Annotated in this window: 6 protein-coding genes; all 6 read right to left on the bottom strand. The window is 73.8% G+C overall.

The window, feature by feature from the left end; all coding sequences use genetic code 11:
- Nucleotides 1-69 precede the first annotated feature (69 nt).
- The gene (locus ACH4S8_RS28470) at nt 70-1,899 is read right to left on the bottom strand and encodes a GMC family oxidoreductase N-terminal domain-containing protein (RefSeq protein ID WP_398398919.1); all 1,830 of its coding nucleotides are present in this window, start codon (nt 1,897-1,899) and stop codon (nt 70-72) included.
- A 73-nt stretch (nt 1,900-1,972) separates the two neighbouring features.
- On the bottom strand, nt 1,973-3,901 hold the full coding sequence (locus tag ACH4S8_RS28465; RefSeq protein WP_398398917.1) for a succinic semialdehyde dehydrogenase: 1,929 nt from the start codon (nt 3,899-3,901) through the stop codon (nt 1,973-1,975).
- Nucleotides 3,902-4,046: 145 nt separating this feature from the next.
- The gene (locus ACH4S8_RS28460) at nt 4,047-5,897 is read right to left on the bottom strand and encodes a protein kinase (RefSeq protein ID WP_398398915.1); all 1,851 of its coding nucleotides are present in this window, start codon (nt 5,895-5,897) and stop codon (nt 4,047-4,049) included.
- Between the two features lie 106 nt (nt 5,898-6,003).
- Nucleotides 6,004-7,662 (bottom strand): protein kinase, encoded by a 1,659-nt coding sequence (locus tag ACH4S8_RS28455; RefSeq protein WP_398398913.1) that lies wholly within the window; start codon nt 7,660-7,662, stop codon nt 6,004-6,006.
- 108 nt (nt 7,663-7,770) lie between these two features.
- Complete coding sequence (locus ACH4S8_RS28450) at nt 7,771-9,384, bottom strand: serine/threonine-protein kinase (RefSeq protein WP_398399176.1); 1,614 nt, start codon at nt 9,382-9,384, stop codon at nt 7,771-7,773.
- A 188-nt stretch (nt 9,385-9,572) separates the two neighbouring features.
- Nucleotides 9,573-12,518: a protein kinase gene (locus ACH4S8_RS28445; RefSeq protein ID WP_398398910.1), complete on the bottom strand. Its 2,946-nt coding sequence runs from the start codon at nt 12,516-12,518 to the stop codon at nt 9,573-9,575.
- Nucleotides 12,519-12,658 lie beyond the last annotated feature (140 nt).

Genomic DNA, 12,658 nt, shown 5'->3' with positions numbered 1-12,658 from the left:
CCGTACGAGGACGAAGAGAAGGACCTGCGCTCGGAGGGGGGCGCAGGTCCTTCTCGCGTCGGGGCCCGGCTACTGCTTCGGCGGCACCGCCGGCATGCCCAGGAACGGCAGCCGCAGCGCTCCGAAGGCGTCCGCGGGGACGACGGGGCGGTGCGGCTCGACCGCCCCGAGACGCTCGTACGAGGCTCCCGGCGCCGGACGCGGATCGGCCTCGCCCTTGTTGGGCCAGAACGACATGGCCCGCTCGGCCTGCGCGGTGATGGTGAGCGACGGGTTGACGCCGAGGTTCGCGGAGACGGCGGCACCGTCGACGACGGAGATGCCCGGGTGGCCGTAGAGCCGGTGGTACGGGTCGATGACGCCCTCCTCCGCACCGGCGCCGATCGGACAGCCGCCGAGGAAGTGCGCGGTGAGCGGGGTGCCCATCAGCTCGCCGACGTTGCTGCCCGGGAAGCCGTTGATCTCCTCGGCGAGGACGGAGGCGGCCCGTGAAGCGGCCTCGATCTGCTTGGGGTTGGGGGCACCGTGCCCCTGACGCGCCGTCAGCAGCCCCTTGCCCGCGCCCTTCGGCTTGAGGTAGGTCGTCAGGGAGTTGTCGAGGGACTGCATCACCAGCCCGATGATGGTGCGTTCGGACCAGCGGCGGTTGGAGAGCGACCGGAGCACGAGCAGCGGATGCCGGGCCGCGTTGACGAACCACCCGGCCACCCTCGACGAGCCCTCGGCGTAGGGGACTTGAAGGATGGACATGCCGCCCATCGCATTGGATCCCTTGCCGTAGCGGACGGGTTCGATGTGGGTGTCCGTGTCCGGGTGGATCGAGGACGTGATGGCCACGCCCCGGGTGAAGTCGGCCTTCGCCCCGTGCGCCTTGCGGTAGCGGCGGTCGTCGGTCTGCGCGCCCACCAGTGCCTCGGAGTTGGTGCGGGTCAGCTCGCCCAGCCGCTGCGACAGGTACGGCAGTTGACCGCCGGCCTTCATGCGGTGCAGCAGCGTCTGGGTGCCGTAGGTGCCGGCCGCGAGAACGACCCGGTGCGCGGTGAACGTCCGCCCTTCCCCCTTGCGGCGGTTGTCCGTGGGCAGGGTCTGGACGGCGTAGCCGCCCCGCGAGTCGTCGGTGAGGGACACGACGGTCGTCATGGGGTGGACGACGGCGCCCGCCTTCTCGGCGAGGTGGAGATAGTTCTCGTTGAGGGTGTTCTTGGCGCCGTGACGGCAGCCGGTCATGCACTCGCCGCACTCGGTGCAGGCCTTGCGCGAGGGCCCGGCGCCACCGAAGTACGGGTCGGCGACCTCCTCGCCGGGCTTCGCCCCGGCCGAGCCGTCCGCGTCCCGTCCGTCGCCGAAGAAGACGCCGACGGGCGCCATGTGGAAGGTGTCGCCGACGCCCATCCGCTCGGCCGCCGCCTTGAGGTGCACGTCCGACGGGGTCATGGTCGGGTTGAGCCGCACGCCCAGCATCCGCCGGGCCTGGTCGTAGTACGGCTTCAGCTCCTCCTCCCAGTCGGTGATGTCCTTCCACTGCGGGTCCTCGAAGAACGGCTTCGGCGGTACGTAGAGGGTGTTGGCGTAGTTGAGCGAGCCGCCGCCGACACCCGCCCCGGCGAGCACCATCACATTGCCCAGCAGATGGATGCGCTGGATGCCGTACATGCCGAGCCGCGGGGCCCAGAGGTAGTTCTTGATGTCCCAGGAGTTCTTGGGGAGCGTGTCGCGGGTGAAGCGCCGGCCGGCTTCGAGGACACCGACCCGGTACCCCTTCTCCGTCAGGCGCAGGGCGGTGACGGAGCCGCCGAAGCCGGATCCGACGACGATGACGTCGTAGTCGTACGTCTCCTCGCCCGTCTCCTCGTACCTCTCCTCGTCCGGCTGTTTCTGGACAGAGCTCTCCTGTGACACGTGCCGCTCTCCTCGTCGAGAACCGGTTGGGATGCGTGGACCGTGGGCGGGGGCCCGCGAAGGGACGGCACCCCTAGCGCAGCCGGAACGCCTTCATGAGCTTCAGGCTCCGGCTCATGAGCGCCGCATACTTCTCGTCGTCCATGCCGAGGGACGGCGCCATCGGCAGCAGCCTCTGGTGGGCGACGGTCTGCGCCTCGGTGTACTTGAGGATGCCCTCGGAGCCGTGCCGGCGGCCGAGGCCGGAATCCTTCATGCCGCCCATCGGCGACTGGACGCTGCCGTACGCGGGCGCGTACCCCTCGTTGACGTTGACCGTGCCGGTCCGCAGCCGGGCCGCGATCGCACGGCCGCGCCGCCCGTCCTTCGTCCAGACGGAGGAATTGAGGCCGTACGCGGTGGAGTTGGCGCGCTCGACGACCTCGTCCTCGGTCGTGAAGCGGTAGATCGAGACGACGGGCCCGAAGGTCTCCTCGGCGCAGACGGCCATCGGGGCCTCCACTCCGTCGAGGATGGTGGGCTCGTAGAAGTAGGGGCCGATGTCGGGCCGGGCGACACCGCCGGCGACGACCCTGGCCCCCTTGGCGACGGCTTCCTCGACATGCCGCGTCACGGTCTCCAGCTGCCGCTCCCCGACCAGCGAGCCCATGTCCGCCCCGTACGCGAGGGACGTGCCGAGCCGCATGGCCCGGGTCTTGGCCGCGAACCGCTCGACGAAGGCGTCGGCGACCGACTCGTGGACGTACAGCCGCTCGATGGAGATGCAGAGCTGACCGGCGGAGGAGAAGCAGGCGCGGACGGCGCCGGTGGCGGCCTTCTCGAGGTCGGCGTCCTCCAGGACCACCATGGCGTTCTTGCCGCCGAGTTCGAGGGAGACGCCGACGAGACGGGCGGCCGCGCCCTGGGCGACCTCACGGCCGGTCCGGGTCGACCCCGTGAAGGAGACGTAGTCGGCGCGGCGGACGACCTCCGGTCCGACGACCGGGCCCTCGCCGATGACGACCTGGAAGACCTCGGCGGGCAGTCCGGCCTCGATCAGCAGGTCACGCGCCCACAGGGCGGTCAGGCAGGTCTCGGTGTCGGGTTTCATGACGACCGCGTTGCCCGCGACGAAGGCCGGCAGCGCGTCGCCGACCGACAGCTCCAGCGGGTAGTTCCAGGGCGCGATCTGGCCGACGACACCGCGCGGGTGGCGCAGTTCGGTGACCTTGGTGAGGGTGGGCATGGCGCCCGCGTGGCGCTTGGGGCGCAGGTAGGAGGGTGCCTTGAGTCCGTAGTGCCGCGCGGCGATGAGGACGGCCTGGACCTCTTCGTGGGCGTGCAGCCGGGTCTTGCCGGTCTCCAGCTGGATGAGGTCGAGCACCTCGGCCTGCCGGGCGAGCACGAGGTCGTGGAAGCGGAGCAGGACGGCGGCGCGGCGCCGTACCGGAGTCGCCGCCCAGGCGCCCTGGGCGGCACGGGCCCGTTCGAAGGCCTTCTCGACGTCCTCCGGGGTGGATTCGGGCACGTCGGCGAGCTTCTCGCCGGTGAACGGCGTGTGGTTGACGGTCCGCCCGGACCCGGCCACCCCCTTGGTGAGCTGTGCGACGAGCTCGGGGGTGACCACATCGGCGGCGGTACGGGCGCCGGCCGGGGCGGGGGCGAGGGGGTTGGTGCCGAGGGGGGCGGGGGCGGTGGCGGCGGTCGCGTCGGCCGCCGGGGCCTCGTCCACGGCGGCGGGCTCCGCGGCGGCGGGCGTCTCACCGGCACTCGCCTCGGCGTCCGCGGCGGCCGCTGCGGCGGTCCCGTCGGCCGGTGCGGCGGTCCCGTCGGCCGGTGCGGCGGTCCCGTCGGCCGGTGCGGCGATCTCGTCGGCCGACGTGCCGGGCGCGGTGTCCGCGTCCGCGGCGGACGTCAGGTCCGTGTCGGTCGCGGCGGCCACGCCGACCGCTGCATCGGTACCGGCCGTCTCATCGGCGCCGGTGCTGTCCGTGGCCTGCTCCGCGGCCTGCGAGTCCGTCATGAGCCGCAGGGTATGCCTCCTCGCCCCCTTTGGGTACCCGTCGGTAATGGCCTTTCACGGAGCACTCACATACCGCCAGTGATCACTGGCAGTAAACGTGCTGATCAGGGCGTTGTCGGTCCGACGATCACCGGTGGACCGGTTCTCACGGTTTGTCGACGTCCAGGTTCGCGATCGCCGCCTCCGCGACCTCTCGGCCCCGCGCGGTGAAGTCGCCCTTGCCCGGATAGCCGACCGTGAGCCGGTACATGTCGCCGGCCTTCGACCGGTAGTAGAAGAGCCTGACCTCGCGGGGGCGGGGATTCTGGCTGTCGTCGGTCCTGTACGTCACCGTGTTCTCGGCGGACTCCCTGCCCCGGTACGTCGTCCTGGCGTCCGGCGTCGTCCGTGGGCCCGCCGGCATGTTCAGTTTGTAGGCGCCGCTCGCCTTGAACTCGCCGTCCTCCGCGTACATCTCGGCCCGCGCCGAGTCCTTGATCGCCTTGCTCGCGTCCTCGGACCTCCTGGCGAGGCTCAGCCCGATCGAGATGCTCCCGCTCGGGTCGGTGAACGTGACCCAGTGCTCCTTGTCCGACGTCCGGTCCGGCGTTCCCTCCTCGTACCCGGCGGGCACCGCCAGCGTCGCGGCGACGTCCGCCACGTGCCGCTTGCGCCAGCCGTCCGGCAGCGGCCCGGCGAACGGGTCCGCGATCACCAGGTACGCCGCCACCGCGGCCGTGACGACCACGGCGGCGATCGATGCCGCGAGGCCGATCAGGGTCCTGCGGCCGATCCGGATGCCCCCGCCGCCGGACGCCGGGATCCCGTCCGGGCCCCCGGCGGGCCCGACGCCCTCGATCCGCGTGACCGGCGTCGGCGCCGGGGCGGGCGGCCGCGCGGCCTCCTCCAGGAGACGCCGGACCTCGGCCGCCGCGGGGCGCTGCGACGGTTCCTTGGCGAGCAGGCCGTTGATCGCCCGCGTGAGCGGCGCACCCGCCGAGGCGGGCGCGGCCGGGATCGCGTTGAGGACCGACTGGAGCGTGGCGGGGGTGTTGCTGCGCCGGAACGGCGAGACGCCTTCCGTGGCGGCGTAGAGCACCACGCCGAGCGACCAGAGGTCGGAGGCGGGACCGGGGCGCACTCCGAGCACGCGCTCCGGGGCGATGTACTCGGGTGAGCCGACGAAGCCTCCGGTGTCCGTCAGGCTCGTCTCGCCCTCGGTCCGGGCGATCCCGAAGTCGGTGAGCACGACGCGGCCGTGCGGGCCGAGGAGCACGTTGTCGGGCTTGACGTCCCGGTGCAGGACGCCCGCCGCGTGCGCCGCCTCCAGGGCGCCGAGGACCTCCAGGCCGACGCGCGCGGCCTCGCGGCTGCCGAGGGTGCCCTCCCTGAGGGCGTCGCCGAGCGAGCGGCCCCGCACCAGCTCCATGACGATCCAGGGCTGTCCGTCCACGACGGCGACATCGTGGACGTTCACGACGGCGGGATGGTCGAGCCGCGCGGCCGCACGGGCCTCGCGCCGCATCCGCTCGTGCGCGTCGGCCCGTTCGCGCTCGGGAAGGCAGTCCGGGACACGGGGTTCCTTGACGGCCACCTCACGGTCCATGATCTCGTCCCTGGCCCGCCACACCGTGCCCATGCCGCCGTGTCCCAGCTTGGCGAGCAGGCGGTAGCGCCCGGCTACGAGCCGGCCCGTCCCCGGCTCCTCCGAGGGTCCCGGCGCGGGGGCCCGGGTCCGTTCGGGGGCGGTGGCGCCGGGCGTGCCGGAGGAGTTGTTCGGGTACGGGACGGCGACCGGGATCTGCGGCTGCCGGTCCGGCACGGTGGTCCCCGGCGGCCGGACCGGTCCCTGGCCCTCCGCCAGCTGCCCGGGCTGCCGGAGGGACTCGTGGTCCTCCGCCGGCCATCCCGGCACCACGGCCCCCGGTTGCCGCTCCCGCGTCGCGGGTCTCGGCGGTTGCAGACTGAAACTCGTCGGCTCGTCGCCCCGGTGAGGGACTCCCCCGTCGTCGCTCATGCGTCCATCTGTATCGCGGTGGACGCTCCGTCATCCAGCCCCTGCGCCGACCGGTCACAGACCCGTGACGCGGGCATCCCTTATCTCCCGTTTGCGGGTTCCCCCGTCACGGGACCGCGAACGTGTCCACCGCGACGTCGAAGTACTCCTTCGCCTCGGTCACCCGGCCCACCGGCGCCGAGACCCAGACGTCGTACATCCGGCCGCCCTCCTCCCAGCACAGGTCGTAGGTGTGCCGGGGGCCCTCGGCCGTGGTGAAGCCGTTCCAGGTGAACTCCCAGAGGGCGGCGGTGTGTCCGTCGTGCACCGTCCGGGCGACCGTGCCGTTTCGGTAGCCGGGGTTGCTGGAGGGTCCGGAGGCGTCCGCACGCTGCATCACGCCCAGCGGACCGCCCGACGCGGGATCGGCCGTCTTGATGCCGATGCGGAAGGTGTCCCCCGACGACATGTAGAAGATCCGCTCTCCCTGCGGGTCGCGGGTGAAGCCGTCGGGCACGGCGAGCGAGAAGCCGTTCGGATCGGAGGCGATGCGGTAGCCCGAGGGTGCGGTGCGGGCGGTGGTGGACGAAGTCCGGTGGCCGGTCGCCGTGCCGGTGGGCCCGGCCTCGGTGGGCGGGGCCGACCGCGGACCGGACGTCGGGGAGGCGGTGGAGGAGGTGCCCGGGGCGCGGGGCGTGCCCGGCGCGCTCGACGAGGCGGGTTTGCCGTCCCCGCCGCCGCCCATCAGCAGCGCGGCGGCGGACACCCCCGCCCCGGCCATCGCGGCGACCAGCGCGGCGACGACGAGGAGGCTGCGCGTGGACTGCCGGGGCGGGGAGTCGGCCACGGTGGCGGCGGAGCCCGGCGACGGCTCGGGGGGCGCGGGTCTGCGCAGGGACACCTTGGGTACGTCCCGCCGCGTCGGCGTGTACGGGACCAGCAGCCGCGGGGTGCGGCCGGTGTCGCGGAAGGCGCGCAGCATCCGCTCCGCCTCCGCCGCGTCGAGCCGCCGCTCCGGATCGCGCTCCAGCAGCCCTCGTACGACCGGCAGGAGCGGGGCGGCCTGGGCCGGCGGACGGATCTCGTCGACGACGACGGCGTGCAGGATGCCGCCGAGCGAGTCGCGCCGGAAGGGCGACGCCCCGCTCAGCACCGCGCACAGCAGCACGCCGAGCGACCACAGGTCGGACTCGGGGCCGGTCCGTGCCCCGGCCATCCGTTCGGGCGCGGTGTACTCGGGCGAGCCGACGAAGGATCCGGTCTCGGTGAGCGTCGTGGCGCCCGCGACCTGGGCGATCCCGAAGTCGGTGAGCACGATGCGGCCGGTGCCCGCCTCGACGAGGACGTTGGCGGGCTTGAGGTCGCGGTGCAGGACGCCCGCGTCGTGCGCGCGGCGCAGCGCTCCGAGCAGGTCGATGGCGATACGGGCGGCCTCGCGCGCGTCGACCGGTCCGTCCGCGGAGATCCGTTCGGCGAGCGAGCCGCCGTCGATCAGCTCCATGACGATGTACGGGCGTTCGTCGTCCTCGACGACGTCGTGGACGACGATGATGTGCGGGTGGTGCAGCTGCGCCACGGCCCGTGCCTCGCGCAGGGTGCGGTCGCGCTGGAGCCGGGACTCCTCGGCCGAGAGCGAGTCGTCGAGTGTCAGCTCCTTCACCGCGACCCTGCGGCCGAGCAGTTGGTCGGTGGCACGCCAGACGACGCCCATGCCGCCCCGGCCGATTCTGGTCTCCAGCCGGTAACGGCCCGCGATCACACGGGCGTTCTCCCCCTCGGTCCCCATGCGCCCCATCATGCCTCACCGGACGGATCCCCTCCGTGGCGGCGACCGGCCAAGCATGCCGCCGCCCCGGGACAGCCGGTGGCGCGCTCCAGGCAGCTCGAGCTCGGATCAGCCCTCCTGGAAGCTCCGCAGGATCCGGCCGAACTGCTCTTTGGTGGTGGTCCATTCGCCGGCCGGCGAGGACTCGTAGACGGCGTACTCGGTGCCGTCACTCTTCATGTACCCGACGTCGATCGCATGGTAGGGCCCCGGGAAGTAGTGCGGCGGGTCCTTGGCCAGGGCGTCCCACGTGTACTCCCAGCGGGCACCCGGCTGGTCCCGGAAAAGCTCCTCCTTGAGGAGCAGTTGCCGGTAGTCCCGCAACCGCCCCGAGAGGTTCTCGTCCAGGTCGCTCATGTGCTTGTACGAGGAGCCGAAGTCCGGATCGGTGTCGACGGCGACCCGGACGAGGTGCTTGCCCTTGTCGGGTGAGTAGTCGACCTGCCGGAGGCCGTCCTGGTCGATGGAGACGGACGGCTTCCACCCCTTGGGCAGGGAGATGCTGAAGCCCACCTCGTCGTGCCGCTCCCAATCGGCGGGAACCACCCCCTGACCGGCCTTGCCGCTCGGCTTGGCGCTCGGCTTGGCGTCGGCACTCCGGGTCGACGGCGCGGAGGCGGAACCGCCGGGGCTGCCCGTGCCGAAGTGCTGCAGCCCGACCGCGACACCCCCGCCGACGACCGCCGCGAGGGCGACGACCAGGGTGAACGTACGCAGACGGTGCCGCTTCACCGGCGCGGGCACGATCGTCACCGGCGGATACGGCGTGGTGGCGGCCGTCTGCACGCGGGTACCGGTGCCGGTCCCCGTCTCCGCCGTGTCGTACCCCGCCGGCCCCATCGGCGCATACGACCGCGTCGCACTCGACAGTCGCCCCTCCGCCGCCTCGGCGAGCATCTGCTCGGCCTGTGCCGCGTCGGGCCGCTCGGCCGGATCCTTGCGCAGCAGCGCGGCGAGGACGGGTCCCAGCACACCCGCGCCGACCGGTTCGGCGGGTTCCTCCTCGACCACGGCCTGCATGGTGCTGATGGGCGAGGTGCGCCGGAACGGCGACCTGCCCTCCACGGCCGTGTACAGCGTGGCCCCGAGGGCCCAGAGGTCGGAGGCCGGACCGGGGTCGTGGCCGCGCACCCGCTCGGGCGCCAGGTAGTCGACGGAACCGACGATCTCGCCGGTGCGCGTGATCGTCGTGTCCCCCTCGACCTGGGCGATCCCGAAGTCGGTGAGCAGGACACGGCGGTCGGACGACAGCAGGACGTTGCCCGGCTTCACGTCCCGGTGCAGCACACCGGCGGCGTGCGCGGCGCGCAGCGCGCGCAGCACCCACAGACCGATCCGTGCCACCTCGGTGGGTTCGAGGCGTCCCTGCTCCTTGACCTCGTCGGCCAGCGAGTTGCCCTCCACCAGCTCCATGACGATCCACGGCCGGCTGTCGTGCTCCAGCACGTCGTGGATGGTGACGACGGCCGAGTGGTTGATCCGGGCCGCGGCGCGTGCCTCGGCGTGGGTCCGGGCGAGCAGCCGGGCCAGGTCGCTCTCGGCGACGTACAGCGCGGCTGTCAGCTCCTTGACCGCGACGGCGCGGTGCAGCACCTCATCGTGGGCGCGCCAAACCCGGCCCATGCCACCGCTGCCGATGGATTCGACAAGCCGGTAGCGGCCCGCGAGGAGCAGGCCCTGCATCTGATTCACGTTTCCCCGCAATGGTCTTGACAGGGTCAGACTAAAGAGCGGTACCCACCCTGGGAACAAGCGGGGTCGTACGGAGACCTCACTGTGACGGTTGTCGCTTCCTTGTACGGAAGGGAACCGTTTGGTGTTCAACCACCCCCGCCTGCCCAAACACGGCGCTCAGCGCCCAAAAGGGGTGCTCAGCGGGTGACTTGGTACGTCGACGACGCCTGTTCGTACAGCCGTGTCACCTCGTCGCGCTCGGCGTCCGGGCCGCGCACCTGCACCACGTGGTAGTGCCCGGCGACGAGGATCGCGAGGTTGCGCACGTAGAGCGAATGCCCCGCGGAGTCCTGCCAGGTGAACTGCCCCTCGGCCATGACCTTGCCGCCCACGTCGATGCGCCGCATCCCGCTGGAGGTGGCCCAGGTCGAGTCCCGGAAGGGCTGCAACTCCTTCTCGCTCTCGCGCTGGTAGGTCATCGGGTCGCTGCCGTACGTGGCCGTGCCGTCCCGTCCGGGGACGACGATGAGCTCGAAGTCCCCCTGGGAGTAGACGACCTGGCCGCTGCCGTTCCTCGGCGAGCGGGTCCAGCCGCTCGCCACGGCGACCTGGAATCCCTCGGGGTCCTTGCGGAGGGTGAATCCCCGGGCGACGCCGGGATCGGAGGCGGTGTGCGAGGAGTCCGAACTCGATTTCCCCGAAGGGCTCCTGCCGGGGTCCGGCGAGGCCTGGTCGGAGGTGGGCGCGCTGCTCGCCGTCGGGTCGCCGCCGGACCGCGTGGCGGGGCCGGCCTGTCCCGCGTTGCCGGTCCGTCCGTCGGCGGCGCCGCTCCGGTCCGCCTTGGGCATGAAGGCGACCGCGTACGCGACCGCCGCGGCCAGCAGGAGCAGGACCAGCAGGAGCAGGTTCCGGCCCAGCCGGCGGGGCGCCGCGTTCTCCTGTCTGGCCCGCTTGTGGCGGGCGTGCGGGCCGGTCGCGGGCAGCCCGGCACGGCGCCTGCGGACGAGCTCTCCCCGGCGCCTGACGATCGGCAGCCGGCTCGGGTCGACGGGGGGCACGGGCACGACGTGCGTCCCGGCCTCGGGCTCCGGCGCGGACCGCACCAACGAACGCAGCCAGCCGCGCAGTTCCTCGAAGTCGAGCCGCTCGGTGGGGTCCTGGCGCAGCAGCGACTCGACGACGGGCCGCAGCGGCCCGCACTCCTCGGCGAAGGCCGGCGGCTCCGCGCACACCAGCTGGACCAGCTCGGCGGTGTTCTCCTCCGGGTAGGGGGCGTGTCCCTGCACGGCGCGGAAGAGCAGCGCGCCGAGCGCCCACAGGTCGGTCGCCGGTCCGATCGGGGCCGCCAACTGCCAGTTCTCGTGCACCGGTCCGGCCTGCTCCGGCGCCCAGCGTTCGGTGACCGGCCCGACCACGGTCATGCGCGCCTGCCGGGCCCGCTCGGCCGCGAGCGCGGTGGCCGGCCCCCGGCGCGGCGGCGTCCCGGCGACCGGGTCGCCCCAGCCGCCGGTGCGCCCGGAGTCGTGCGGGGCGGGGACGGGGCTCTGCGGGGTGCCCGGCGTCCAGGTGTGTCCGGGTGTCGTGAATCCCCCCGGGGGCACGGGCACTCGGGTGCCGCCGGGTGCCTGGAATCCGCCGGTGGGCCGGCCGTCGTCCGCGGTCCCGCCGTCGCCGAGCGGTCCTCCGGGTGCCGGGGCGCCGGGACGGGGGCCGTGTCCCGTGGCGTAGGGGGTCCGGCCGGACGCGGGCGCGGAGTGGCCGTACGCCGTGCCACCGGGCGCGGGCCCCCCGCCCGGTCCCGGGGGGAGGGTGGGGCGCGCCCGGCCGTCGCCCCCGCCGAGGGCTCCGGCGGGGCGCGGCTGCGTTCCGTACCTGCCGCCGCCGACTCCGTACGGGTCGGCTATCTGGCCCGGGGGCGCGCTGTTCGGGTGCTGTCGGCCGGCCTGGCCGGGCAGCTGCGGCGGGGTGGGGACCTCGGTCCCCGGGGAGGTGTCGTACCGGCCGTCCTGGCCGGTACGACCGCCGGGCGCCGGGGGCCGGGGTGCCGGAAGGGCGAGCGGGTCGCCCCGCCGCTCCCCCTGCACGCGGGCGGCGGCACGCGCTCCGGCGCGGTACGCGGCGATGGCTCCGGCGCGCGCGGCACGGACGTCGTCCCCGGCGTCCTCGCCGCCGCCGTGCGGTCGCGGTCCGCCGTCCGGCCCGGCCGCTCCCCCGGGACCGCCCGGACCCGCCGGACCGCTCGCTTCGAGCGCGCGCGGGCCACGGCCCGCCACGGGGGCTCCGGGGACCGGTGCCCCGGGGACCGGCGTTCCCTGCTCGGCGCGGGCCTCGATCGCCGCCCGCCGGGCCGCCTCGGCGTCGGCGCCGCTCGTGGCCGCCACGGCGACACCGTGCGCGGCCCCGCCCGATCCGCCGACGGGGCCTCGTCCGCCGGCGGCACCCCGGAGAGTGCCCGCCCCGGCCGGGCCGCCGTCACCGGGCTGCCCGGCACGGGGGCCGGAGCCGCGGCCGGCGGTGAAGTCGTCCTCGGGCGCCGGCACCGGGTCGTATCCGCACAGCGCCTCTTCGGCGGCCCCGGCCGCCAGCCCGGTGAGCAGGACGCGTCCGTCGTCGCAGATGAGCACCGTGCGCGCGGTGATGTTCCGGTGCACCCAGCCGTGCGCGTGCAGGACCCGCAGCGCGGTCAGGACGTCGGCTGCGACCTCGGCGGCGCGGTAGGGGCTGAGCGGCTTCTCGGCGAGCAGCGCGGCCAGCGGCCTCGCGGGCACCAGCTCGCTGACGATCCACAGCGAACCGCCCTCGGCGAACACGTCGAAGACCTGGTCGAGCCGGGGGTGGTCGGGAATCCGCGCGGCCGCCTGCGCCGCGTCGATCGCGCGCAGCACCGCCGGTTCGGCGGGCCGCCGGGTGGTGCGGGCCGACGCCCTCCGCACGCCGCCGTCCCGGGCCACGAACCCGTCGGGCAGCCCGTCCGCGTCGAGCACCTCGGCCTCGACGACCTCGGGCAACGGCACCTGCCGGACCAGGACTTCCTGCCCGCTGTAGGTGTCGAAGGCCCGGCTCTCGGCGAGTTCGTACTCGTCGGACGGCGGCCGGGGCAGGCGGTAGCGGTCGGCGAGTACCCGTCCCGCGTAGTCGTCCACGATGCTCCCCCAGCCGACCGGTTGGTCAATTCCGTTCGCCGTGCGTTCCGTTGTGGCTTCGTTCGGTCCGCAACCACTCACGATACGTGCCCGAGGCAACCCGCAGAGCGGGGATGCCGGATCTCGGGGCCGGTTCGTCG

The sequence above is a fragment of the Streptomyces sp. NPDC021080 genome (assembly GCF_044333225.1).
In the GTDB taxonomy this organism is placed as follows: domain Bacteria; phylum Actinomycetota; class Actinomycetes; order Streptomycetales; family Streptomycetaceae; genus Streptomyces.
This window is presented reverse-complemented; position numbering and strand designations above follow the sequence as displayed.